The 24,910-nt window shown below is 55.2% G+C and carries 28 protein-coding genes; 20 read left to right on the forward strand and 8 right to left on the reverse strand.

Annotated elements, in window-relative coordinates; genetic code table 11:
- Nucleotides 1-31: 31 nt before the first annotated feature.
- Entirely contained in the window at nt 32-994 is a 963-nt protein-coding gene (gene mdh, locus AB8B75_RS19765) for a malate dehydrogenase (RefSeq protein WP_405364566.1), read from the reverse strand.
- Nucleotides 995-1,437: 443 nt separating this feature from the next.
- On the opposite strand from mdh, the gene AB8B75_RS19770 reads away from it, so the two are divergent.
- Complete coding sequence (locus AB8B75_RS19770; RefSeq protein WP_405364568.1) at nt 1,438-2,193, forward strand: sulfite exporter TauE/SafE family protein; 756 nt, start codon at nt 1,438-1,440, stop codon at nt 2,191-2,193.
- A gap of 86 nt (nt 2,194-2,279) precedes the next feature.
- On the opposite strand, the gene AB8B75_RS19775 is transcribed toward AB8B75_RS19770, so the two are convergent.
- Both AB8B75_RS19775 and AB8B75_RS19780 read right to left on the reverse strand, forming a co-directional pair.
- Nucleotides 2,280-2,612, reverse strand: a complete 333-nt coding sequence (locus tag AB8B75_RS19775; RefSeq protein ID WP_405364570.1) for a hypothetical protein — start codon at nt 2,610-2,612, stop codon at nt 2,280-2,282.
- A 37-nt stretch (nt 2,613-2,649) separates the two neighbouring features.
- A complete protein-coding gene (locus AB8B75_RS19780; protein ID WP_405364572.1) occupies nt 2,650-2,886 on the reverse strand; it encodes a hypothetical protein in 237 nt (78 codons plus the stop codon).
- Nucleotides 2,887-2,942: 56 nt separating this feature from the next.
- Between AB8B75_RS19780 and AB8B75_RS19785 the strand changes: the two genes are divergently transcribed.
- The 13 genes from AB8B75_RS19785 to AB8B75_RS19845 all read left to right on the forward strand — a co-directional run bounded on the left by AB8B75_RS19785 (nt 2,943) and on the right by AB8B75_RS19845 (nt 12,626).
- Nucleotides 2,943-3,800, forward strand: coding sequence for an HpcH/HpaI aldolase/citrate lyase family protein (locus AB8B75_RS19785; protein ID WP_405364574.1), 858 nt, complete (start codon nt 2,943-2,945; stop codon nt 3,798-3,800).
- Between the two features lie 4 nt (nt 3,801-3,804).
- Complete coding sequence (locus AB8B75_RS19790; RefSeq protein WP_405364576.1) at nt 3,805-4,362, forward strand: NnrU family protein; 558 nt, start codon at nt 3,805-3,807, stop codon at nt 4,360-4,362.
- Between the two features lie 17 nt (nt 4,363-4,379).
- On the forward strand, nt 4,380-4,583 hold the full coding sequence (locus AB8B75_RS19795; RefSeq protein ID WP_405364578.1) for a DUF1737 domain-containing protein: 204 nt from the start codon (nt 4,380-4,382) through the stop codon (nt 4,581-4,583).
- Nucleotides 4,583-5,617, forward strand: a complete 1,035-nt coding sequence (locus tag AB8B75_RS19800) for a MaoC family dehydratase (RefSeq protein ID WP_405364580.1) — start codon at nt 4,583-4,585, stop codon at nt 5,615-5,617. Before AB8B75_RS19795 ends, AB8B75_RS19800 begins: the two co-directional genes overlap by 1 nt.
- Before the next feature lie 27 nt (nt 5,618-5,644).
- Nucleotides 5,645-6,361 carry a DUF4344 domain-containing metallopeptidase gene (locus AB8B75_RS19805; RefSeq protein ID WP_405364582.1) on the forward strand — a complete coding sequence of 239 codons (717 nt, stop codon included), beginning with the start codon at nt 5,645-5,647 and terminating at the stop codon, nt 6,359-6,361.
- Between the two features lie 58 nt (nt 6,362-6,419).
- Nucleotides 6,420-7,082, forward strand: a complete 663-nt coding sequence (locus tag AB8B75_RS19810; RefSeq protein ID WP_405364584.1) for a DUF1194 domain-containing protein — start codon at nt 6,420-6,422, stop codon at nt 7,080-7,082.
- Between the two features lie 154 nt (nt 7,083-7,236).
- Entirely contained in the window at nt 7,237-7,620 is a 384-nt protein-coding gene (sdhC, locus tag AB8B75_RS19815; protein ID WP_405364586.1) for a succinate dehydrogenase, cytochrome b556 subunit, read from the forward strand.
- Between the two features lie 9 nt (nt 7,621-7,629).
- Nucleotides 7,630-8,001: a succinate dehydrogenase, hydrophobic membrane anchor protein gene (sdhD, locus tag AB8B75_RS19820; RefSeq protein ID WP_405364588.1), complete on the forward strand. Its 372-nt coding sequence runs from the start codon at nt 7,630-7,632 to the stop codon at nt 7,999-8,001.
- Nucleotides 8,002-8,057: 56 nt separating this feature from the next.
- Nucleotides 8,058-9,863: a succinate dehydrogenase flavoprotein subunit gene (gene sdhA / locus AB8B75_RS19825; protein ID WP_405364590.1), complete on the forward strand. Its 1,806-nt coding sequence runs from the start codon at nt 8,058-8,060 to the stop codon at nt 9,861-9,863.
- Complete coding sequence (locus AB8B75_RS19830; RefSeq protein ID WP_405364591.1) at nt 9,863-10,219, forward strand: hypothetical protein; 357 nt, start codon at nt 9,863-9,865, stop codon at nt 10,217-10,219. The genes sdhA and AB8B75_RS19830 overlap by 1 nt, the downstream gene beginning before the upstream one ends.
- Before the next feature lie 162 nt (nt 10,220-10,381).
- Entirely contained in the window at nt 10,382-10,714 is a 333-nt protein-coding gene (locus AB8B75_RS19835; RefSeq protein ID WP_405364592.1) for a hypothetical protein, read from the forward strand.
- 19 nt (nt 10,715-10,733) lie between these two features.
- Nucleotides 10,734-11,513, forward strand: a complete 780-nt coding sequence (locus AB8B75_RS19840) for a succinate dehydrogenase iron-sulfur subunit (protein WP_405364593.1) — start codon at nt 10,734-10,736, stop codon at nt 11,511-11,513.
- Between the two features lie 270 nt (nt 11,514-11,783).
- Nucleotides 11,784-12,626 (forward strand): urea carboxylase-associated family protein, encoded by an 843-nt coding sequence (locus AB8B75_RS19845; protein ID WP_405364595.1) that lies wholly within the window; start codon nt 11,784-11,786, stop codon nt 12,624-12,626.
- 3 nt (nt 12,627-12,629) lie between these two features.
- Here the strand turns inward: AB8B75_RS19845 and deoD are convergent, their stop codons facing one another.
- The 3 genes from deoD to AB8B75_RS19860 all read right to left on the reverse strand — a co-directional run bounded on the left by deoD (nt 12,630) and on the right by AB8B75_RS19860 (nt 16,080).
- Nucleotides 12,630-13,334, reverse strand: a complete 705-nt coding sequence (deoD, locus tag AB8B75_RS19850) for a purine-nucleoside phosphorylase (RefSeq protein ID WP_405364597.1) — start codon at nt 13,332-13,334, stop codon at nt 12,630-12,632.
- 85 nt (nt 13,335-13,419) lie between these two features.
- Entirely contained in the window at nt 13,420-15,387 is a 1,968-nt protein-coding gene (locus AB8B75_RS19855; protein WP_405364599.1) for a methylmalonyl-CoA mutase family protein, read from the reverse strand.
- Nucleotides 15,388-15,486: 99 nt separating this feature from the next.
- Nucleotides 15,487-16,080: a GNAT family N-acetyltransferase gene (locus AB8B75_RS19860; protein ID WP_405364601.1), complete on the reverse strand. Its 594-nt coding sequence runs from the start codon at nt 16,078-16,080 to the stop codon at nt 15,487-15,489.
- 45 nt (nt 16,081-16,125) lie between these two features.
- Between AB8B75_RS19860 and AB8B75_RS19865 the strand changes: the two genes are divergently transcribed.
- The 6 genes from AB8B75_RS19865 to AB8B75_RS19890 all read left to right on the forward strand — a co-directional run bounded on the left by AB8B75_RS19865 (nt 16,126) and on the right by AB8B75_RS19890 (nt 23,142).
- Nucleotides 16,126-17,493, forward strand: coding sequence for a 1-acyl-sn-glycerol-3-phosphate acyltransferase (locus tag AB8B75_RS19865; protein ID WP_405364603.1), 1,368 nt, complete (start codon nt 16,126-16,128; stop codon nt 17,491-17,493).
- 149 nt (nt 17,494-17,642) lie between these two features.
- Entirely contained in the window at nt 17,643-18,923 is a 1,281-nt protein-coding gene (gene ccrA, locus AB8B75_RS19870) for a crotonyl-CoA carboxylase/reductase (protein WP_405364605.1), read from the forward strand.
- A 370-nt stretch (nt 18,924-19,293) separates the two neighbouring features.
- Nucleotides 19,294-20,013 carry an autoinducer binding domain-containing protein gene (locus AB8B75_RS19875; protein ID WP_405364606.1) on the forward strand — a complete coding sequence of 240 codons (720 nt, stop codon included), beginning with the start codon at nt 19,294-19,296 and terminating at the stop codon, nt 20,011-20,013.
- Between the two features lie 128 nt (nt 20,014-20,141).
- The gene (locus AB8B75_RS19880) at nt 20,142-20,807 is read left to right on the forward strand and encodes an acyl-homoserine-lactone synthase (RefSeq protein ID WP_405364608.1); all 666 of its coding nucleotides are present in this window, start codon (nt 20,142-20,144) and stop codon (nt 20,805-20,807) included.
- Nucleotides 20,808-20,899: 92 nt separating this feature from the next.
- The gene (locus AB8B75_RS19885) at nt 20,900-22,444 is read left to right on the forward strand and encodes an ATP-dependent RecD-like DNA helicase (RefSeq protein WP_405364610.1); all 1,545 of its coding nucleotides are present in this window, start codon (nt 20,900-20,902) and stop codon (nt 22,442-22,444) included.
- The gene (locus tag AB8B75_RS19890) at nt 22,441-23,142 is read left to right on the forward strand and encodes an SDR family oxidoreductase (protein ID WP_405364611.1); all 702 of its coding nucleotides are present in this window, start codon (nt 22,441-22,443) and stop codon (nt 23,140-23,142) included. The genes AB8B75_RS19885 and AB8B75_RS19890 overlap by 4 nt, the downstream gene beginning before the upstream one ends.
- A 38-nt stretch (nt 23,143-23,180) precedes the next feature.
- On the opposite strand, the gene AB8B75_RS19895 is transcribed toward AB8B75_RS19890, so the two are convergent.
- Entirely contained in the window at nt 23,181-23,951 is a 771-nt protein-coding gene (locus AB8B75_RS19895) for a TIGR02186 family protein (protein WP_405364613.1), read from the reverse strand.
- Nucleotides 23,952-23,953: 2 nt separating this feature from the next.
- On the reverse strand, nt 23,954-24,868 hold the full coding sequence (locus AB8B75_RS19900; protein ID WP_405364615.1) for a sulfite exporter TauE/SafE family protein: 915 nt from the start codon (nt 24,866-24,868) through the stop codon (nt 23,954-23,956).
- Nucleotides 24,869-24,910 lie beyond the last annotated feature (42 nt).

Here is a 24,910-nt window from a genome sequence, read left to right on the forward strand (position 1 = left end):
GAGGGAGCGTTTCTGTTCTATGTGCGTTTGTTCAGGACAGGCTGCTGTCAATGCCCTTGCAGGCTTCGACGAGGCCTTTCACTGCGTTGACGGAGTTGTCGAACATGGCTTGCTCGTCTTTGTCCATCGAGATTTCCACAACCCGTTCAATGCCACCAGCACCGATGACGGTTGGCACGCCGACGTAAAAACCATTCAAACCATATGCGCCGTCCACATATGCAGCACAGGGCAGTACCCGTTTTTGATCCTTGAGGTAACTTTCGGCCATCTCGATCCCTGATGTTGCCGGGGCGTAAAACGCAGAGCCAGTTTTCAGCAGACCGACGATTTCAGCGCCGCCATCGCGGGTACGTTGTACAATCGCGTCGAGTTTTTCCTGGGTGGTCCAGCCCATTTTGACCAGGTCGGGCAGGGGAATGCCGGCAACGGTTGAGTAGCGCACCAGGGGCACCATAGTGTCCCCATGCCCTCCCAGTACAAATGCGCTGACGTCTTTCATGGAAACGTCGAATTCACTGGCTAGGAAATGGCGGAACCGTGCGGAATCCAAAACGCCTGCCATCCCGCAGACTTTTTCATGCGGAAGCCCGGAGAATTCGCGCAATGCCCAGACCATGGCGTCGAGCGGGTTGGTGATACAGATGACAAAGGCGTTGGGCGCATGAGCGGCAATGCCTTCGCCAACAGACTTCATGACCTTGAGGTTGATGCCCAGCAAGTCATCGCGGCTCATACCCGGTTTGCGCGCAACGCCAGCTGTGACGATGCACACATCAGCGCCGGCGATGTCTTCATAGGATTGGGTGCCGGACAGGGTCGCGTCGAATTTTGCCGACGGACCGCTTTCGGCGATGTCGAGCGCTTTGCCTTCTGGGGTGCCTTCGGCAATGTCAAAAAGGACGACGTCGCCAAGCTCTTTAATCGCCGCCAAATGGGCAAGCGTCCCGCCGATCTGACCTGCGCCGATCAGCGCAATTTTGGGTCTGGCCATGGATTATTCTCCGCGTTTTGGTTGAAATTGCGCCCCTGCTACCCAATAGCGGGCGGTTGCGCAAGTTCGGTTGCACAGCGCGCTTTTTGGCGCGGCCTCATGATAGCTTTGCACTGACGTGTGATTTTCCCGGCAAGTCGGTGCGATAAATCGGTGATGGTTCACATCGCTTACAATCATTACGGCAAAGATCAAAAAGCGTATTGAAGGTTCAACGCAACTGGGATCAGGGTGACCGCCTATGTTGGCGAAATTTGCGACGATTCGGCGCTCGGACAGATGTGACGGAATCACGAGGGCAGATTTTATTTCGTCGAAATACTTGACCTGACAGACGGCGGGCACGCCGGAAATCGAGGTTACAAAGTGCGAAGGATTGCGGCATAGCACCAAAGGCGCCTTGTTAAAAAGAGCCACCTTCACGTGGTTTCAGGAGAACAGATTTGTTGACGTTGGACTGGATGTTTTTTTTGACCGCGGGCCCCGCCGTGATTTTTGCCGGTCTTTCCAAAGGTGGATTTGGGTCGGGGGCGTCTTTTGCGTCAGCGGGCATTTTGGCACTGGCCATTGAACCGGGTTTGGCGCTGGGCGTGATGCTGCCGCTTTTGATGCTCATTGATGCAGCAACGTTGCGGCCCTACTGGCGCAAGTGGAACGCAAAATCTGCAGCCTTGCTAATTTGCGGGGCGCTTCCGGGCGTGGCTTTGGGGGCGGCGTTGTACAAGGCTGCTGACCCCGATGTGTTACGTCTGCTGATTGGCACAATTTCGGTCGCTTTTGTTGTCTGGCAACTGACCAAACACAAAGTTCTGGGAAACCGTTCGGGAAAGGAATTTCCGGCGTGGGTTGGTGGCATTGCGGGCGCAGTTGCGGGCTTTACCAGTTTTGTCAGCCATGCCGGAGGCCCGCCGGCTGCGATCTATCTGCTGTCGAAAAACACGACAAAAACCGAGTATCAGGCAACAACGGTTTTGGTGTTTTGGTTCATCAATATCGCCAAAGCCATACCCTATGCCTATCTGGGCATGTTCACGATGCAGACGGCTGCCGCAAATCTGATGTTGGCGCCGCTGGCGCTGTTTGGCGCCTGGCTGGGTGTTCGAGCGCACCATGCCGTGCCAGAGAGAATTTTCTTTGCTCTGACCTATGTGCTTTTGAGTATCACAGGGATCAAGCTCATCTGGGATGGCTTGGCGTGAGGGGGGAGGGCCTGCAGCCCGTGTTTCGGGCGGTCAGGCAAACTCACTGAACTGTGCGACTCCGCAACAGTCGTGGTGCGTGAAAACTAGGCGTCGTTGCCTTTTGCAGGCAAGGCTTCCGCCAGGGTTTCAAACGACTGTCCGGAGGCAACCAGACATGTCAGGCCGTTTGGCGTCGTAACAGTGATCGTCCAGGAACCCGTTTCATCGGATGCAAAAACTTCGATCACAGCGTTGTTTGCGCCAAGGCCCATGGATTGACGGGTCTCGCCATATCCATCGGCAAGACGATCAACAACCGCGTCGCGCGGTGCGCAATTGCGTGCATTCTGAGCAGCGGCGTCGGTACTGGAAGCGATATACAGCGCGGCTGCAGCGCTCAATGCGCCCAAATGCAACATTTTGGTCATGCGAGTCATAATGTGTCTGCCTTCGTGTCAAAGGCGGCACCCGCTGTCATCTGGCCGGGCCGGTTGCCCGGCGATGACCGGGCGGCCCCGGTTCAATATAAGCGTCTGCAATATCGAAGCCTATTCCACTTTCAACGGCCTTGCTGAAGCAACTTGCTGCCACGATATTCGACCCGTTCAGCATCCGGTGTAGGGTTGAAATATTGGTTAATGGTGCGCACGGAATATCTTGAATTTTATTCTTGCTGCATTGCGGCATTTTTTGTCTTGAATTTTCTTTCAAAAAATGCCCCATTCCGCGCAACTTTGTAACCCATACCTCTTAGTTGGAAGTCATAGATGAAAACCTTGTCACGTCCGCTTCGTTCTGTCCTGTATATTCCGGGTTCAAAGCCGCGCGCTTTGGAAAAAGCCCGGCAACTTCCGACAGATGCAATCATTTTTGACCTCGAAGACGCTGTAGCACCGGACGAAAAAACCAATGCGCGCGACCTGCTCGGGCAGGCCTTGAATGAAGGTGGATATGGTGCGCGTATGACAATTGTGCGCATTAACGACCTTTCCACGATTTGGGGGGCAGAGGATGCAAAGGCGGTGGCAAAAATGCCAGTTGATGCGGTTTTGCTGCCAAAGGTTAACCGACCCGAAGACCTGGAAGCTCTGGAAAAGATAACCGGGGACATGCCGATTTGGGTCATGATGGAATCGCCCATGGGCATGCTCGCCGCGGCTGAGATTGCCGCCCTTCCTCGGTGCCAGGCCATGGTCATGGGGACAAATGATCTGGCCAAAGACATGGGCACGCGGTTCCGCGCAGACCGAATGCCGCTGATGACCGGGTTGGGGCTGTGCCTGATTGCGGCGAAAGCTCATGGCATTGCAATTGTCGACGGTGTTTACAACGCCTTCCGCGATGACGCGGGGTTGGCGCTGGAGTGTGAGCAGGGGTGCGATATGGGGTTTGACGGCAAGACATTGATCCACCCCGCGCAACTTGATGTCGCCAACGCTGCATTTTCGCCGTCACTTGATGACATCGATTTGGCGCGCCGTCAGATTGCCGCTTATGATCAGGCATTGGCCAACGGTCAGGCGGTTGCAGTGGTCGATGGGCGGATCGTGGAAAATCTTCATGTTGCAACGGCTCGTAAAACACTGGCAAAGTTAGACGCAATAGACAGCCTAGGCATGGAGTAACCCAATGGCCCTTTTAATTGCCGGACTGATCCTGTGGTTTGCCGCACATTATTTCAAACGTCTGGCGCCCGAGCGCCGCGCTGCCATGGGCGAGAAGGGCAAACTTTACGCCACCATCGGACTTGTTGCGAGTTTGATCCTGATGATCATCGGGTACCGCGCTGCGGATTTCATACCTGTGTGGAACCCGCCGTCTTTCATGATGCACATCAACAACACACTCATGCTGTTTGCGCTTTGGACCTTTGGATCGAGCGCGGCGAAGGGGGCAAAAGCCTGGCCCGCGACGAAACTACGGCATCCGCAACTGATCGGTTTCAAGATCTGGGCTTTTGCGCACTTGCTGGTGAACGGGGATCTGGCATCGGTCTTGCTCTTTGGTGGATTATTGGGCTGGGCGGTCGGCGCAGCGATTTTGATCAATCGGGCGGAACCTGACTGGACCCCGCCTGAACCCGCGGGCAAAGCCACCTGGATCAGGCTCGCTGTCATCACCCTCGTTCTTTATGGCATTGTAGGTGCCGTTCATATCTGGCTGGGTGTCTGGCCTTTTCCCGCTTGAATGTTCCGGAGAAACGCATGAAACTATATCGTTTTCTGTCAGAAGAAGACACTTCTGCCTTTTGTCATAAAGTCACTGAAGCCCTGAACGCAGGGTGGGAGCTTTATGGCAACCCGACCCAGACTTTTGATCAGGCATCGGGCGTCATGCGTTGTGGTCAGGCGGTCATCAAGACCGCCGAAGGTACCTATATATCTGATACGAAACTGAGTGCGCATTGATGGGCGCCAAAACCAACGCCGGCCGGTTTTTTGAAGATTATGCCGTAGGTCAGACAATCCATCACGCCGTACCTCGCACCGTGAAAATGGGCGAGCGCGCGCTGTATCATATGCTCTACCCGGCGCGGCATGCGCTCTATTCCTCGGATCAGTTCGCGCAAAGCTGTGGTCTGCCGTTCAGCCCGCTGGACGACATGATCGCGTTCCACGTGGTTTTTGGCAAAACTGTGCCGGATGTGTCGCTGAACGCGGTTGCTAATCTGGGCTATGCACAAGGCCGCTGGATCACGCCGGTCTGGCCGGGCGATACGCTGAGATCGATCTCGGAAGTGATCGGCATCAAGGAGAATTCCAACGGCAAGACCGGTGTGGTCTGGGTGCGGACTACAGGGTTGAACCAGCACGACGAAACCGTATTGGAATATGTGCGTTGGGTGATGGTGCGCAAAGGCGACATTTCCGCGTCGGCGCCAGAAAATGTTGTGCCGGAGTTGCCGGGGGCTGTGCAGGCGCGCGATCTGGTCATTCCCAAAGGTCTCGATTTCAGCAGTTATGATTTCACTTTGGCCGGGGAGTCGCATCGCTGGGGCGACTATGTCGTGGGCGAGCAGATCGACCACGTTGACGGTGTGACCGTTGAAGAAGCAGAGCACATGATGGCCACGCGCCTGTGGCAGAACACGTCCAAGGTGCATTTTGATACCTCTGCGCGCCCGGATGGGTCGCGCCTGATCTATGGTGGTCATGTGATTTCAATGGCGCGCAGCCTTAGCTTCAACGGGTTGGCAAACGCACAGATGGTCGTGGGTTTAAACGGCGGTGCCCATGCGAACCCTTGCCTTGCCGGGGATACGGTCCGGGCGTGGTCGGAGGTGCTGGACAAAGCGGAAACCGGCGCACCGGGTGTTGGCGCGCTGCGTCTGCGATTGGTGGCGACAAAAGGCGGAGCGCCGTTTATGTTGAAAGGGGAGGATGGGAAGTACTTGCCTGATGTCCTGCTCGATCTTGATTATTGGGCACTCGTTCCGTTGTGATTTGACCGCCGCGAAGGGGAGCGTCCTGTGAGAGCATTTGTTTTTGGCCTGATGGCCAGTTGGCTGTTGGTCCAGTCACCCGGGGCGGCCCAGACGCGCACCGACGATTTTGTGGCATCGAATGTTCTGGCAATCGCCTACCATGAGTTTGGCCATGCGCTGATCGACATTCTGCAGTTGCCGGTCTTTGGACAGGAGGAGGACGCTGCGGATGTTCTGAGCGTTCTGCTGATTGATTCACTCTATGATGAAGAAACTGCCTCGGCGATCATTTACGACGCCGCCTTTGGGTTCCTGAATGAGTCAGAAACCTACGAGCCTGCGTTGTGGGATGTTCATGGTCCCGATCTGCAACGCTATTACACGATGATCTGTCTGTTTTACGGCGCAAACCCGGACGCGCGCGAAGACATGACGTTGGAACTTGACTTGCCAGAGGAGCGCATCGAAACCTGCGAAGAAGAATTTGAGCTGGCCAATGACAGTTGGGGGCCAGTTCTGGAGGATATTTCTGCGGATGGGCAGGGCAATAGTCTGGTTTTTGTCGAGGGTGATGGTGGTTTTATCGATGATTTGATGGCGGACGAAGTGGCCGAACTCAATATGGATTTCGAATTGCCCGAAACTCTCACCGTCAAAATCGAAGCCTGTGACGAGGTGAACGCCTTTTACGATCCGAATACCCGTGATGTGATCATTTGCACCGAACTGGACGCCTTCCTGCGCGAAATAGCGGACTTTTGAAGTCGATCTGACGAATTCTACTGGGAATGCCGTGGCGCTTGCGTAATCTGGTCGCATGATGCGGTTGATTGCAATGAGTGCGGCGATGCTGTGCGGTGTTCGGGTCGCATCGGCTTGCCAGTTGGCCTTGGTGTTGGCGGTAGATGTGTCAGGATCCGTGGATCAGCGCGAGTACGACATCCAGATGCAGGGGCTGGCGGCGGCACTTCGGGACGGGCTGGTGGTTGAGGCCTTGATCGAACAGGAAGCTCAAGTGAGCTTGATCCAATGGACTGGTACGTCGCGGCAGCGACAGACCATCCCGTGGCGCGCTATCTCCTCCGGGGAAGACGTTGAATTGCTTGCCGATGATATCGCCTCGAGCCGTCGCGTGTGGCGCAATTATTCTACCGCCATCGGTGAAGCTCTGATTGCCGCCGAAGACGCGCTTGACGCTGTTGCCTTCTGTAAAAGAAAGGTGATTGACGTTTCGGGCGATGGTATTTCAAACGAAGGCGTGATGCCAACGGAACGCCACGCGGCCTTGGCCGAGATGGGCGTCACCGTAAACGCCTTGGCGATCGAAACAGATGACGAGGACCTGACAGGTTGGTTTTATGAAAACCTGATCTGGGGGGAGGGCGCATTTGTCATAACTGCCAATGGCTTTGAGGATTATCCCGCTCAGATCCGCCGAAAGCTGCAGCGGGAGACAACACGGCAATTGAGCCGTCTCAAATAATGTGATCACGCGCTTGTTTAGTGTGATCACAAAAGCGACAAATACGGAAAAATTCTATGGCCCGCGCCAATTAACCGCGCCTCAACTTGGTTCGAGTACGTGACACAGGTGCAATAAAGTTTAAAAACAAGTCAGGGAACAAAAGGAATCTATTATGGCTGATGTCAATCGGGGCAATCGCCCCTTGTCGCCGCATATTTCGATTTATCGCCCGCAACTGACGTCGATGACCTCGATTTTGACGCGGATCACGGGCAACGCTCTGCTGGTCTCATCGCTTTTGGTTGTATGGTGGTTTTTGGCGGCGGCGACTTCGCCGGAATATTTTGCACTGGCTGATGGGGTGCTGACTAGCTGGTTTGGCGATCTGGTGATGACTCTGTCGCTCTGGGGATTGTGGTATCATACGCTGGCCGGTGTGCGGCACCTGATCTGGGATCAGGGCATAGGGCTCGATCTGGAGACTGCTTACAAACTCGGTTACGCCGTCATTGGTGGTTCTGTCGTCCTGACATTATTGACCATTGTCGTGATTTAGGGGACTGATATGAGCTATTTGACAGATAGAAAGCGCGCCACCGGCATGGGGTCCGCCAAAACGGGCACAGAGCACCACTGGGCTATGACCGTCAGTTCCGGCGCATTGCTGATCCTGATCCCGCTGTTTGTGTTTACCTTCGGGTCCATGCTCGGAGCGCCTTATGAGGAAGTCACAGCCTATTTCAATCGTCCGTTCCCTGCGGTTGTTGCGGGACTGACCATCATCGTCACGTTTAAGCATTTTGCCAGTGGCGTTCAGGCCTTGATCGAGGACTACGTTCATGGCTTGGCTCAGAAAGTTGCGATCATCGCCATGACCTGCGTGTCCTATGCCGCGATGGCTGTTGGGCTTTACGCAATTGTGCGCCTCGCTCTTTGAACAGAACCACGCGCAACTTCTGCTTGCGCCCCTAATAGAGACCAGGAGAAACATCCATGGCTGCATATGAATATGAAACACATGAATACGACGTTGTCGTGATCGGTGCCGGCGGGGCCGGTTTGCGTGCCACGCTGGGGATGGCAGAGCAAGGTCTTCGCACAGCCTGCGTCACAAAGGTATTCCCGACCCGCTCGCACACGGTTGCGGCACAGGGCGGCATTGCGGCGTCGCTGTCGAACATGGGGCCGGATAACTGGCAGTGGCACATGTATGATACGGTCAAGGGATCCGATTGGCTGGGGGACACCGACGCCATGGAATACCTGGCGCGCGAAGCACCCAAAGCGGTATACGAATTGGAGCATTACGGGGTACCGTTTTCGCGAACTGAAGAGGGCAAGATCTACCAGCGCCCCTTTGGTGGGCATACAACCGAATTTGGCGAAGGCCCCGCCGTGCAGCGCACCTGTGCTGCAGCCGACCGCACCGGGCACGCGATCCTGCACACGCTTTACGGCCAGTCCCTGAAGAACAACGCGGAATTTTATATTGAGTATTTCGCACTCGACCTGATCATGTCTGAGGATGGTATCTGTCAGGGTGTGCTCTGCTGGAAGCTGGACGAGGGCACCTTGCATCTCTTTTCGTCCAAAATGGTCGTGCTGGCGACGGGTGGCTATGGCCGTGCCTACTTCTCCGCAACTTCGGCACATACCTGCACTGGAGATGGCGGCGGGATGACGGCGCGCGCCGGACTGCCGTTGCAGGACATGGAGTTTGTCCAGTTCCATCCCACCGGAATTTATGGCGCTGGTTGCCTGATCACCGAAGGGGCCCCCGGCGAAGGCGGTTCTTTGACCAACTCCGCAGGCGAGCGGTTCATGGAGCGTTATGCCCCCCAGTATAAGGACCTGGCCCCGCGCGACTATGTATCGCGCTGCATGACCATGGAAATCCGCGAGGGACGCGGTGTTGGTAAAGACGGCGACCACATCCATCTGAACCTCAACCACCTGCCGCCGGAGACCTTGCAACTGCGGCTTCCGGGCATCTCTGAATCCGCGCGCATTTTTGCCGGTGTGAACCTCAACAAGGAACCGATCCCGGTTTTGCCGACGGTGCATTATAACATGGGCGGCATACCTACGAATTATTGGGGCGAGGTACTGGCACCCACAAAAGACGATCCCGATCGCGTGTCGCCCGGGTTGATGGCCGTGGGTGAAGCTGGATGCGCATCCGTGCATGGGGCCAACCGTTTGGGGTCCAATTCATTGATTGACCTCGTGGTCTTTGGCCGTGCTGCGGCGATCCGTGCGGGTAAGGTTGTGAACCCCGAAAGCGCCGTTCCGACGCCAAACGCGGCTTCTGTACAGGCTGCGCTCGATCGGTTCGACAAGACGCGCTACGCCAAAGGTCATATGCCAACTGCGGCGCTGCGCCTCGAGATGCAGCAAACCATGCAAAAAGACGCGGCGGTATTCCGGGCCAACGAGACGCTGGCGGAAGGAAAGAAAGCCATGGATGAGGTGGCTGGCAAATGGACGGATGTCAGCGTGACAGACCGTAGCCTGGTGTGGAACTCGGATTTGATGGAAACACTGGAATTGGCGAACCTGATCCCGAATGCTGTGGCGACCATCACCGGTGCCGAGGCGCGCAAAGAAAGCCGGGGCGCGCATGCACACGAGGACTATCCAGATCGGGACGATAAAGATTGGCGCAAACATTCGCTGATCTGGTTTAAGGGCAGCAAGGCCACGCTGGGCTATCGTGGCGTGCACGAACAGCCCCTGACCAGCCATAATGACGGTGGCATCGACCCCAAGAAGATCGCCCCGAAGAAAAGGACATTTTGATGTATAGCTTTTCCAAAGCTATGACAGCGCTCTCGATTGGCTTGCTCATATCGGCATGCCAATCGACAACCGAAACAGCATCTGGGGTATATGACACACCTGCACAACCTGCAGAAGAACCTATGCCCGATACTGTAAGTGCGGATGGTTCTTACGACCTGCCGGGTTCATTTACGAAGGTTGATCAGGTCACGACGGAATGCATGAAATCGACAGACGGTATGACTGGTGTGCCCATCGCTATGAACGCCGGTCGTAAGAAGGACACAATCAAGATCACGATCCCACGCGGTAGCCGCCCCGCGCCCGCCGTTGAAAGAGCATTTATTGACTGCTCTATGAGTAAACTTTCGTAACTTGGTTGATGCGAGGGCGACAATGGGCTGTTGCGTATCATCTGGAAGGGTTTTTCATTTGCCAGCGCATGGTTTTAATCCCGGCCGATCAGAAGACAAATGCGAGTTAAGCCCTTTTCTTGGATTGGTTCGCAAAGCAAACACAAGGAGAGACTGATAGGTATGCGTGCTTTTTTATTGATACTCTTCGCGCTGACTCTCACTGCCTGCGTCGAAGTGCAACAGGCGACCGATACGGCAGGGCGGAATGCGGCGAAGACCGTTATGCCGGAAGCCCTTGCTGTGTATTTCCCACAGGTGCCAAAACAGCTGTTTCAGCCGTTCACTGATTGCGTTATCGACAATGCGGATGCCAGTGAGGTGCAATCCTTGGCCGCGGATGCGGTGACCGGCGCGGATGAAAATACCGCAGATACCATAAGGACGGTTTTGTCCCGTCCGGAAACTCAATCATGCCTGCGCGCCGCAGCTCCTGCCGCCCTCGCAACCCTTTAGATCAGACAGGAGACCGGACATGGTTCAACTGACGCTGCCAAAAAATTCCCGCATGACGAAGGGCAAAACCTGGCCCAAGCCGGATGGGGCGAACAACCTCAAGAAGTTTTCCATTTATCGGTGGAACCCTGATGACGGCGAAAACCCGAGTGTCGATACCTATTTTGTTGATCTGGATACATGTGGTCCGATGATTCTGGACGCGCTGATCAAGATCAAAAACGAAATAGACCCGACGCTGACGTTCCGGCGGTCCTGCCGCGAGGGTATTTGCGGTTCCTGCGCCATGAATATCGACGGGATCAACACGCTCGCCTGCATCTACGGGATGGACGAGGTTAAAGGGGATATCAAAATCTACCCGCTGCCCCATATGCCTGTGGTCAAGGATCTTAGCCCGGATTTGACTCATTTCTATGCGCAGCAGGCCTCGATCATGCCGTGGTTGGAGACCAAGACGAACCGTCCTGCCAAAGAATGGAAACAGTCCATTGAGGACCGTAAAAAGCTGGATGGGCTATATGAATGTGTGATGTGTGCGTCCTGTTCCACATCCTGCCCGAGTTACTGGTGGAACGGCGACCGCTATCTTGGACCCGCCGCTTTGCTACACGCCTATCGCTGGATCATAGACAGCCGGGACGAGGCCACAGGCGAACGACTGGATGATCTGGAAGATCCGTTCAAGCTGTATCGGTGCCACACGATCATGAACTGCGCAAAAACCTGTCCCAAGGGACTGAATCCGGCGGAAGCGATTGCGAACATCAAAAAGATGATGGTCGAGCGGCGAGTTTGAACGCCAGTCACCAAAAGGCAAATTTCAGTGCGCCGCGCCTTTGCGAAAAGATGCGGCGCTTGTTGTTTCTGGAACATGATTGCACAAGGCAACGGTTTCAGCGACTCGATTGAGAACTGATCCCGGCATCAATGCTTCGGGACGTCCACTCGTTGCACTGGTCCATTACCCACTGGGAACCCGGCGGGCAAACCGCGGCCCCTTGCAGTGCGTTGTGTTTCGTTACTAAATGACTGGTGGGGTGCACCGACATCAATTTTGCGAGGGCCAATGAAACCTGACGACGCTGACGCGCGGCGCGCGATCCAACCTGTGATTTGTTATCCGGTGGAAACTCTGCCTACGCCGGATATGTCGCTGTATAGTGACGTGCGCCGCGATCTCACCAAGACAGATGAATGTCTTGTGCCTGCTCGGGGCGCGCGTTGTTTTTCCGTTCCTGCCGGGCATTTTTTTCGCATATCGAGCGTCGAGGGCTCACAGGTCGGTGATCTGAACCTCCACAATGCCAATGATCTGTCTGAGAAATTTTTTTCGGGAAAGACAAGGGCCTTGCACGGCACGCATATCACGACAGGGCACCGAATGTGGTCCTGCTTTCCGTTTTTGCGTCCGATGGCAACGATAACTCATGATACTTTGGACTGGTATGGGATAGACGCCTTTGGGGGCTCCGTACACGATGTCATTGGGACGCGCTGCGATCCCTACACTCACGCATTGCTGTCCGGAGGTGCGCAGTATCATCATTGTTGTCATTCAAACCTGACTCGCTCGTTGGCGCATCACCTTGATCTCCCACGTGATGCCGCTGAGACCTATGTGCATGACGTGCTCAATGTTTTCATGTGTACGGGGTTCACGCGCGATACTGGCCAGTACTTCATGAAAGCCTCACCGGTGCGCCCGGGCGACTATCTGGAATTTTTCGCGGAAATCGATCTGTTGGGCAATCTCAGTGCTTGTCCTGGCGGCGATTGTTCGTCTGAACACTCAAGCGATGCAGCGGCTTGCCATCCGCTCTTGGTCGAGATTTTTTCGCCCAAACCTGACGCTTTGTCAGGTTGGACCCCTCCTGCGCCGACCAGCTATGACCGAACTCATGGCGATTGAGCCTCACGCAAAGGCGGCTTCAAGCGCGATTTCCACCATGTCGCCAAAAGTCTTTTCGCGGTCTTCTGCGGGCAGTGCTTCGCCTGTTTGCAAATGGTCGCTCACCGTCAAGACCGCTAGCGCGCGCCGCCCATGGCGTGCGGCCAGCGTGTAGAGCTCAGCGGCTTCCATTTCGACGCCCAAAATGCCGTGCCGGACCATTTGCTCGTCGAGATCCGGGCGCTCGGCATAGAACACGTCCGAGGAATAAATGCCGCCCACATGTGTTGTTGTCCCCCTTGCCTTGGCCGCTGCGACCGCCGCAACCAGTAAGTCGAAATTGGCTGTGGGGGCGTAATTCACCTCTCTGAAAATGCCGGAGGAGGGCGACGTGATGGTGGTGGCAGACATCGCGACGACGACATCACGCACGGCCACATGGGCCTGCATTCCGCCACAGGACCCGATGCGGATCAGGGTTTGGGCATTGTACTGCGAGATCAATTCGTTTGCGTAAATCGACAGCGACGGCATCCCCATACCCGACCCCTGGATCGTGACGCGATTTCCCTTGTATATGCCTGTAAACCCCAGCATGCCGCGCACATCATTGACCAGCTTGGCACCATCCAGAAAGGTCTCTGCAGCCCATCGCGCCCGATACGGGTCGCCTGGCATCAGAACGGTTTCAGCAATGTCACCGGGGGCAGCACCAATATGGATGGTCATTTATGAGTTCCCTTTTTTGTCGCGCACAACTTGCCTGCGGCGCACCAAAGGAACAAGGGAAAAGAGGCGGCCGTTCCTTCCGCGATTATTCGGCAGCGACGGCCTTTGGATCGGCGAGGGTGACAATGTCCATCATGATGGTGTTCAACTCAAAGTCCTTTGGCGTGTAGACCCGGTCAACACCCATGGCGCGGAGCCGTTCTGCGTCGTCATCCGGAATGATCCCGCCCACGATGACCGGAATATTGCCAAGGCCTGCCGCATGCATCTGTTGCATCAGATCTTCGACTAGGGGAATGTGGCTACCTGACAAGATCGAAAGACCTACAACATGGGCGTCATCTTCCTGAGCGGCGGCGACGATTTCGGCCGGGGTAAGGCGGATGCCTTCGTAGGCGATGTCCATACCGCAATCGCGCGCGCGTACCGCAATCTGCTCAGCGCCATTGGAATGGCCATCAAGCCCCGGTTTGCCGACCAGAAATTTCAGGCGGCGTCCCAGCTTGTCGCTGACGGTGTCCACCGCCGCGCGCAAGTCATCCAGACCTTCCGTCTTGTTCGACCGTGCACCAGAGACACCGGTTGGGCCGCGATATTCGCCGTGTACTGCACGCATTTGAGCAGCCCATTCGCCGGTTGTGACACCGGCTTTGGCCGCTGCGATCGAAGGTTCCATCACGTTACGGCCCTCAGCGGCGGCTGCGCGCAGATCGGCCAGCGCTTTTTTGACCGCGTCGGAGGAGCGCGCGTCGCGCCAGGCGTCCAGACGCGAGATTTGTTCCGCCTCTACCGCCGGGTCGACCACCATGATGCCCCCATCGCCGGTCATCAGAGGCGAGGGTTCGCCCTGTGTCCATTTATTGACGCCGACAACGATTGTTTCGCCCGCCTCAATGCGGCCAAGCCTGTCGGCGTTGCTGTCCACCAGACGCGCTTTCATATAGTCGATGGCCTCGATCGCGCCGCCCATGCCGTCAAGTCCCGCCAATTCATGGCGCGCGCCTTCTTTCAGAGCTTCAACCTTGGCATCCACGGCCGGGTTGCCGTCAAAAAGGTCATCGAATTCCAGCAAATCGGTTTCATAGGCCATGATCTGTTGCATCCGCATGGACCATTGCTGATCCCACGGGCGGGGCAGCCCAAGTGCTTCGTTCCACGCGGGCAGTTGCACGGCGCGGGCGCGGGCTTTTTTTGAAAGTGTCACAGCCAGCATTTCGATCAGAATGCGGTAGACGTTGTTTTCAGGCTGTTGTTCCGTCAACCCGAGACTGTTTACCTGCACGCCATAGCGGAAACGGCGGAATTTCGGGTCTTCAACCCCGTAGCGCTCCTGGCAGATCTCATCCCAGAGATCGACAAAGGCGCGCATCTTGCACATTTCGGTTACAAAACGGATGCCGGCGTTCACGAAAAACGAAATACGTCCCACCAGGGCGGGGAAATCTTCTGCCGGCACACGTGGTTTTAACGCATCCAGCACAGCAGTGGCTGTGGCGAGCGCGAACGCCAGTTCCTGTTCCGGCGTCGCTCCCGCTTCTTGCAAGTGGTAGGAACAGACATTCATCGGGTTCCATTTGGGCACGTTCGTGTAACAGTATTCCGCCACATCCGCGATCATCCTAAGGCTTGGCGCAGGGGGACAGATGTAGGTGCCACGGCTCAGGTATTCTTTGATCAGGTCGTTTTGGACGGTGCCCTGCAATGCGGAGACATCCGCGCCCTGTTCTTCGGCCACCGCGATATAGAGCGCCAGCAACCACGGGGCGGTCGCGTTGATCGTCATCGAGGTGTTCATCTGGTCCAGCGGAATTTCGTCAAACAATGTGCGCATATCGCCTAGGTGGCTGACCGGTACACCGACTTTGCCGACTTCACCGCGCGCCAGAATATGGTCGCTGTCATAACCAGTCTGTGTTGGCAGATCGAAGGCAACGGAGAGCCCGGTTTGCCCTTTGGCGAGGTTCGATCGATAGAGCGCATTTGAGGCTTGTGCGGTCGAATGCCCGGCGTAAGTGCGGATTAACCAGGGGCGATCTTTAACGGCGTCTGTCATACGGACCTCGTGAATCAGTATCGGTAATTATATTTCGCTGAGAGGTTATTACTTGAAACATTATGCTGGTGTCAATTCGCTGCATTGCGGCGAAGATGGTTAATTTTTGTCTGTGCGCCAGAGCATCTGGGTTGCCTCCTTAAAACGAAAAACATAGCGAAACGGTCCGGTGGTTTCGATCTTTTGCGTTTCAAAGCCGCGCCGCATGTAGAGGGACTTGGCGCGCGGATTGGTATCAATGACATCGAGCCGCACACCGTTTTTCCCCAGCGCGCTTGCGTGGTTTTTGATCGCATCCAACAAAGCCGTGCCGACCCCTTGTCCACGGGCGGTTTCGTCGACGCAGATGCCATCCATCATCAATACATCGGGGTCAAGGTCGCGCTCAAGGACAGACAACAAAAGCCCGCGCCACAGACCGCCCCAGGCGCCATATACGTCCTTGAGGTCAGCGTAGTCGCCGCCCACAAGCGCACCCTGAGCAGTTTTGAAACCGGCGATTCCTATTATTTTATCCCCGTTGTTTCGCGCAACCCAAGCAAAATCGGGGTCCAAAACGTTGCACAGGAACGTTTGGGCACGTGCATCCGGTCCCAGAACGCGCCCTAGTTTGAACCCGAAGGCTTGCCAATAGAGTGTTGCAATTGTGCTGTGTTCGTCCTGCTGAATCCCCATTGATATATAGTAGTCCATTTATTTAATATTGTTCTTGGCTGTTGGTCCTGCAAGGGTTGGCGCATGACGCAGGTCGTAGAAATCCCGCTCTGGCTCTTTGTGCTTATCGTGCTCTTTGCTGCCGTGACTTTTGCGTCGCATTTCCTGTTTCCTTCTGTGCGCTGGTTTTTCCGGCGCCGACTGGAACGCGCGGTGACTCGGTTGAACACGCGCCTGACCCGCCCGATTGAGCCGTTCAAATTGGCGCGCCGTTATGACATGATCCAACGTTTGATCTACGACCCAGAGGTCACCCGAGAAATTGTCAACCACGCCAAACACAACAAAGTGCCGGAAAACGTGGCTTTCGAACGCGCCCGTGCCTACGCGCGCGAGATCGTACCAAGCTTCAGCGCTTTTACCTATTTTGGTTTGGGCACGCGCATGGCGCGTGTTCTCGTCAATTCGATTTATACGGTCTGGACAGGACCCGGCAACAACGCGGTGATCCATGGTATTGCCAAGGATGCCACGGTTGTTTTCATAATGAACCACCGCTCGAACATGGACTATGTTCTCGTGACTTACCTTGCGGCGCGCACTTCTGCCTTGTCCTACGCTGTCGGTGAATGGGCGCGAGTCTGGCCGTTGAGCCGCCTGATCCGGATGATGGGGGCCTATTTCATAAGGCGCATGTCGCGTGGGGGGCTATATCGAAAGGTGCTTGCCCGCTACGTTCAGATGGCGACCGCAGGCGGCGTGGCGCAGGCGATCTTTCCCGAAGGCGGGTTGAGCCTGAACGGCAAGCTGATGCCTCCTAGGATGGGGTTACTGACTTACGTGCTGGAAGGATTTGATCCGGAGGGGCGAGATTTTGTCTTTGTTCCGGTAGCAATCAACTATGACCGCGTGCTGGAGGATCGTGTTTTGATTGCCGCGGCTGCGCGGGGGGACCGGCGTTTCGGCGCGCGCATTTCGGTTGTGGTGCGCTTTATCGTGAGCAAGTTTTGGCAAGGGTTGCGCGGGCGGATCACACGTTTTGGTACGGCGGCAGTTGTTTTTGGCGAACCGATCTCCCTGCGCAGTTTTGGGCCGGAACGGGCGGTAGAAGATCTGGCCGAAAATCTAATGGCGCGGATAGAAGAAGTCATGCCAGTTCTGGCCGTGCCACTTGTTGCCCATGTTTTGGCACAACAATCTACGCCCATTTTGAAGCAAGAGATCACTCTGCAGGTACAAAAACATGCGGAGAACGTGGAAGGACATATGCCACCGGAGGTAGCTCAAAATGTGCAACAGGCTGTCGAACAGGCGCTGGTCCAGTTGAAAAAACACAATGTCGTTCAGGAAACGCCGGAAGGTTGGCAGGTGATCAAAGAACAGGCGCCTGTATTGGCCTTTTACGCGCGTTCCATTGCACACCGGTTCCCCCAGGATGCGAACGCAGCATAATTTCTGCAGTCGCTCGGTCATAAAATTACAAAAATGATGCCAGATGTGTTGCAATATTGCGCAAATGCCCCTATCCAAGCCAAATAGCGCCTCGGTTCTGCACTGCGGCATGTTTTGAATGGGTATGACTTAGAAAGCTGGAGGCTGGTATGGCACTGGATACAACCATCTCGCACTATGAGGCACCGGAAAAGGACCTCTATGAAATGGGCGAAATGCCCCCAATGGGTTATGTGCCCAAGCAAATGTATGCATGGGCAATTCGGAGGGAACGGCATGGTGATCCAGATTCTGCCATGCTGCAGGAAGTGGTCGATGTCCCCGTGCTCGACAGTCAGGACGTTCTGGTTCTGGTGATGGCAGCTGGCGTCAATTACAATGGTGTCTGGGCATCGTTAGGTCAGCCGATCAGCCCGTTTGATGGCCACAAAGAGCCTTACCACATCGCAGGGTCGGATGCGTCGGGCATTGTTTGGGCCGTGGGCGATCGTGTGACACGCTGGAAAGTGGGCGATGAGGTGGTGATCCACTGCAACCAGGACGATGGTGATGATGAGGAATGCAACGGCGGCGATCCGATGTACTCCCCGACCCAGCGGATTTGGGGGTATGAAACACCGGATGGATCCTTTGCGCAATTTACGCGGGTGCAAAGCCAACAGTTGATGCCACGCCCAAAACATCTGACTTGGGAAGAAAGTGCCTGCTATACTCTGACGCTCGCCACCGCTTACCGGATGCTGTTCGGCCACGAACCGCATGATCTGAAACCAGGTCAGAACGTTTTGGTTTGGGGCGCCTCCGGGGGTCTTGGGTCCTACGCGATCCAGTTGATTAATACGGCAGGTGCCAACGCGATCGGTGTGATATCTGACGAGAGCAAACGCGAGTTTGTCATGGATCTAGGCGCAAAAGGCGTGCTCAACCGAAAAGACTTCAACTGTTGGGGTCAATTGCCCACGGTCAACACACCGGAATATGCAGAGTGGTTCAAGGAGGCGCGCAAGTTCGGCAAGGCCATCTGGGACATTACCGGTAAAGGTGTGAACGTCGACATGGTTTTTGAACATCCTGGCGAAGCGACTTTCCCGGTCTCGACATTTGTGGTGAAAAAGGGCGGCATGGTTGTAATCTGTGCGGGTACCACCGGTTTCAACCTGACCTTTGATGTGCGTTACATGTGGATGCATCAGAAGCGCCTGCAAGGCAGTCACTTTGCTCATCTCAAACAAGCCAGTGCTGCCAATAACCTAATGTTGGAACGTCGGCTGGACCCTTGTATGTCAGAAGTCTTCACCTGGGCGGATTTGCCGCAAGCTCACATGAAAATGCTGCACAATGCGCATAAGCCTGGAAACATGTCCGTGCTTGTTCAATCGCCGACAACCGGACTGCGTACATTCGAAGATGCATTGGAAGCCGGCCGTTAACGCTTGTTTAAAGCCGGTTACCATACCCTACGCCCACGATTCACTAGAAAGTGCCGTGGGCGTTTCCCGTTATACGTGTGTACATGTATCGATTCAAAGACTTACCTTTTCTGACCTCGCTATTTATGGGGAGTACAGAAATGCGAATTTCAACCAAAAATTCTACATGTTATAGTTGTGTTAATTCAAAGTTAACCTATAAAAGGCGAGTCTGATATGAGAAGTGACTGGATTTTGGACGTTCTTACGGACTTGAAAACATTTGCCACCGCAAATGACTTGCCGGTATTGGCCGAGCAGTTGGATGACACCGCAATTGTTGCTCTTGCCGAGATCGCCGCCCTTCACGAGAGAACGCAGGGCAACCTAGATGGTGACGACCAATCGAGCAGAAACGATTTTGGAGGAGTTGGAACAGGCGGACACGCTTGAGCTACTCTACAAAGTCACTTACCGCATGCGTGACGTTTATGACGTCAAGCATGTAGTTTACTACTGGGTCAACAGTGTAGGCGAAAACTACGGTGCCGGTACATACAGTCCCGAATGGGCAGAGCGGTATGTCGAGAAAGGATACAATAAGATCGATCCGGTGGTTCTGGGCTGTTTCCAGCGATTTGACCCGGTAAACTGGAAAGATCTGGACTGGACGCCCAAGCCGGTGAGAGGGTTTCTAAAAGACGCATTGGAACATGGTGTTGGCGCACAGGGCCTGGCAATACCAATCCGCGGACCAAGTGGCCAATATGCCGTACTGAGCATCAACGATACCCGAGACGATGAAGAATGGAACGCATTCATACGCAACTACAAGCGCGATTTTATGATCATCGCGTACGAGTTCAACAAGAAGGGTCTGGAGTTTGAAGAACGTGGTGCGGACAAAATGCTTGGAAAACTGTCACCGCGCGAACTGAGCGCTTTGACCTATCTCGCAAGAGGGTTGAGTCGAGTACAGGCTGCGCACCACATGAAAATATCGGAGCACACCCTTCGCGTATATATTGAATCCGCAAGGCACAAACTCGGAGCTCTGAACACCACACACGCCGTGGCCCGAGCGATCAACAGCGGTATGATTGTCGCCTAAATCGTTAACGAAATGTAGCAGTTCTTGCGCGGTGGCGTAAGAAACGCGAAATCCGTGCGCGCGGGCAAGAAAGCCAACATTAACAGGAATGCTTCAGGTTTGTTGAAACACAACGCTGGAGTCCCAACATGCTGCATTACGTCTACGGTACTGATCTCGCAAACTTCCCTAAACTTCGTGACACAATGTTTCGTGACCGCGCAGCACAGTTTGCCAATCGTTTGGGATGGGACGCCGTAACCGTAGATGAGAATGGTCATGAGATGGATCAATATGATGCGCTCAACCCGCTCTACATCATTTGGGAGATGCCCGATGGATCGCACGGCGGTTCCATGCGGATGATGCCAACCGTCGGTCAAACAATGGTCAACGAACATTTTGCGCATCTGACGGGCGGCGTCAGGATTGAAAGCCCGCTCATCTGGGAATGCACGCGCTTTTGCATCTCGCCAAATGCAGACCGTCGCGCCACCGCTGCTCTTGTCGTGGCCGCAGGAGAGTTGATGGATGAGTTCGCGTTGGAACACTTCGTGGGTGTCTTTTTCGAGAAAATGGAGCGTGTGTTCAGCTTGAGCTACATCGACGCGGATGTCCTGGGTGTCGATCCGGAAATGGATGCTGCAGGCGACCGTATCGCGGTTGGAACATGGGAAATCACACCAAAAACAATTGCACGCAATTTGGCCCGTGTAGGTATCACCAGAGAAGTGTCCAAAGCTTGGTTCCATGCCTCCTTCAATCGGAACTATACGTCTGTTCAAGAACCGATTGAATTCAAAATGTGTGCATGAGCACATGATCTATCTCCCCGTAGCATCATCAGCATGGGGTTTGGCGGCAAGTTGATCTGGTTCCCGGCGCGAACCCCGAGTAGGGTCGCGCCATGACCAACACAGCGCTCACCTTTTCAGATGACCAGGCTACCGCTTACGATACCGTAGTGGAGGTTTTGCGCAGTGCCGGTGTTGATCTGGATGAGCAACTCCTGACACCACCCAAAGGCTCAGCGACGCGTGCCATGGCTGTCACGGGGAAAGCTGGATCGGGTAAAACGCTGTTGCTTGCTGAGCTTTACCGGGCGCTCGAAAATGCCGGAGTCGAGGTCGTTTCGGGTGATTACGAATCTCGTAACCGTCGTCACAAACGCAGCTTGGCGATCCTGGCACCGACCAACAAAGCTGCGAGCGTGCTGCGTTTGCATGGTGTACCCGCGACGACTATTCATCGCATTCTCTACACCCCTGTCTATGACCCCGAATATGAGCGTTTGGCCGAGTGGCTGGCGACAGGTGGCGAGGAACGTCCTGAAGTCGAAGGCTTGACGGATTTGGCGCTTGATCGCGCCGCGAATTTTTATGCAAGCAACAAATCGATCCCGGGCGCATTGGCTGCCGCCGGGCTGCGCGGGTCGGACTTCATCACGGGCTGGAAACGACGCGAAGAGCCATTGGATATTGGTTTTGTTGACGAATCCTCAATGCTTGATGACAAGCAATTTGAAGATCTCAAGGAGATATTTCCGACGCTATTACTTTTTGGAGACCCTGCGCAGCTCGCGCCCGTCAACCAATCCGGTACGATGGTTTTTGAGAAATTGCCGAAGAGCCGCGTGTTGACGCTCAACCGTATTCACCGGCAAAAGGCGGACAACCCGATTCTCGATCTGGCGCATGCACTGGGTGACCCTGAGCTGAGTTTCGAAGGGTTTGAGCGGATGGTGGAAGAGGCCGCTGCCCGCGATGAGCGTGTCATTTGGGGGCAAAGGGTCGAAGTTGATCTGATGGCCCGCAGCCCGGTATTGGTCTGGCGCAATGCCACGCGCATTCGCCTGATCAATGCCTTTCGTCAAGTGCATGACGCGCCTGAAGACTCCCTGCTGGAGGGGGAGCCTCTGATTTGCGATGGGTTGGAACTGCCCTTGAAACACCGCAAAAAGCGACTGGATCTTGAAGCACGTGGTTTGATTAAAGGCGCGCAGGTGATCTTTCTGGGTGAAGGACGCAAACCTGGGTTTAGCCGATTGCACGTTATAGGTGCAGAAGATCCACAAGTCTCTGCCGCGTCGATCGTCAAGATCGAGAAACCGGATGAAGAGGAACCCTTCATCCCTTTTGCTGCCCGTATGGGGGCAACGTTCCTGCATGGGGCAGCCGTGACAATCCACAAAGCGCAAGGAAGTCAATGGGATACGGTCCAGGTTTTTGCACCTGATCTTTATGCGGCTGCACGCATGGGGCGCTCGGAAGCGGGGCAACCTCTTTGGAAACGTTTGGCCTACGTCGCGATCACGCGCGCGCAGGAGCGTTTGATCTGGGTCGTACGCAACCGCCTGTCAATGCCAACTGGCCCGCTTGTTGTCGATGATTTGCGTGCCGTGCCAGTCGCACCGTTGTCGTTGGTTGAACCCCCATCGGAGGAATTGCTATGAAATCGATCATTATTACCGGGGCCAGTTCCGGTATTGGACGCGCCACTGCCGAAGTATTTCTGGATGCGGGTTGGCGTGTGGGTCTGATTGCCCGCCGGGCGGAGTTATTGGACGCGCTGGCGGATCAATATGATACTGCGATGCCATTGCCGACCGATGTGACCGATGCATCCGCGATGCAGGCGGCATTCGACGCCTTTGGTCACATCGACGTCTTGTTTAACAACGCGGGTCTCTTTGGCCCTGCTGCGACCATTGACGAGATTGATCTGGAGGATTGGGCGCAGGTCATGCAGGTCAATATCGGCGGCATGTTCATTGCGGCGCGGCTGGCCTTTGGCAAGATGCGCGCGCAGGAGCCTCAAGGCGGGCGGATTATCAACAACGGCTCATTGTCCGCCTACGTGCCGCGGCCAAATTCAGTGTGCTACACCACCACGAAACATGCGGTGACGGGGTTGACTAAAACTCTCTCTCTGGATGGTCGTCCTTTCAGGATTGCCTGCGGTCAGATCGACATTGGCAATGCCGAGACAGACCTGCTGGTTCAGTTGAAAAAATCCCAACCGGGCACCGAGACCATGGATGTGAGCAATGCTGCACGGTCGGTATTTCATATGGCCGAGATGCCACCTGAGGCAAATGTGCAATTCATGACCGTTATGGCCACGCGCATGCCCTATATCGGGCGCGGGTAAAAAGGCGATCTGAAACCATCCTGCGCGGCGGTCGTGGATCAGGCGCGAAAGATGCGAAAAACGGCTGAAGCCGCCCATCCTGCCGCGATGGCGATGGCGATGGACATGATGCCGTAGAGCAGAGGCTGGCCGCGCGACAGTTCAAAGAGCCACCGTTCCATACCGACTTTCTGTACATCGATGGTGGTCTCATAGCTGGAGATGACATTGCCATCCCGGGTCAGAAATATGCGTGTGGCGTAGTCGCCTTCAGTCAAAGCCGCAGGCAGGCGGACCGCTGTGCGAAACAATGTCTGCTCGCTGACAATCACGTCGCCCTCGCGCAATTGATAAACATCAGCGGCACTCCGAATACGGATCAGGGCCTCGGTAAAGCTCGCAGCGTCCTGAATGTTCGATGGCGCACCAACAGAACGAATGGCACGGGGCACTGAAATTTTGTGGCGCAGATCTTCGGTGTCTTTCAGAACTTCCCTCAGGGGGCCGCTGGTCTGGACCGCGTAAAAACTGGGAGCACGATCTACTTCTACCGAATCTGTGTTGACCCAAATGCCAAGCCGTTTCTCTTTGCGACGAACCGTCAGGGGCGTCGAGGGGCCAGCCACGGTGACAATTACCTGAATGGGTGGTCCTTCGGGAATTGCCGCTTCGCGTTTCACCGCCCCGAAAATGAGGATGTCAGAGCCGTCAAAATTGGTTGTGATCGACACCTTGTCCTGGCTGAGACCGAGCACAACGTTCTCTGCCAACGTGGGTGCCGATGCCCAGAGTGCCGCGGCCACGAGCGCGCAAAAGAGATGCCTGGCCATGCTCAATGCCCCGACGCCGCACCGATTGAGTAAAGCTCCGACGGCATCAACAACAGGTCCAGCGCCAGTTTGCCGCACACCACCAGCACCATAATGGCAAGTAGAATGCGCAATTGTTCCGCCTTCATTTTTACCCCGATGCGGGTGCCTACTTGGGCACCAATAACACCGCCGACCAGCAACAGTACCGCCAGAACGATGTCCACGGTGAAGTTGGTTGTGGCGTGCAAGAGAGTTGTAAATGCGGTGACAAAGATAATCTGGAAAAGCGACGTGCCGACAACGACCTTGGTCGGCATGCCAAGCAAATAGATCATTGCTGGCACCATGATAAAGCCGCCGCCCACACCCATGATGGCTGCCAATATACCGACCGCTACCCCCACGAGAACGGGCGGGATAACTGATATGTAGAGTCCGGAAACCCGGAACCGCATCTTGAAGGGCAAGCCATGGATCCAGTTGTGCTTCTTGCGTACCGGTGCTTTGCCCGCTTTGGTATTGCGGATGGCATTCAGGCTTTCGATGAACATCAAGCCGCCGATCACACCCAGAAACACCACGTAGCAAAGCTTGACCAGCAGATCGACTTGTCCTTGCGCCTTGAGATAATTGAAGACGACCACGCCCAAAGCCGCGCCAATCAGGCCGCCTATGAGCAAAACAGTGCCCATCTTGAGGTCCACCGTTTTTCGTTTCAGGTGGGCCAACACTCCAGAAAAAGACGATGCGACGATCTGGTTGGCTTCTGTGGCGACAGCTACCGCGGGCGGAATGCCGATAATAAACAGGAGGGGAGTCATCAAGAAACCACCTCCAACGCCGAACATGCCCGACAGGATGCCAACAATCCCGCCCAAACCCAGCAACAGAAAGGCGTTGACCGAAACTTCGGCGATAGGAAGGTAGATTTGCATGACCTCTGTTAGAGCAAAGGCGGGTAAAAAATCAATGCCTCT

It is taken from the genome of Roseobacter sp. (assembly GCF_045106495.1).
In the GTDB taxonomy this organism is placed as follows: Bacteria; Pseudomonadota; Alphaproteobacteria; order Rhodobacterales; family Rhodobacteraceae; genus Roseobacter.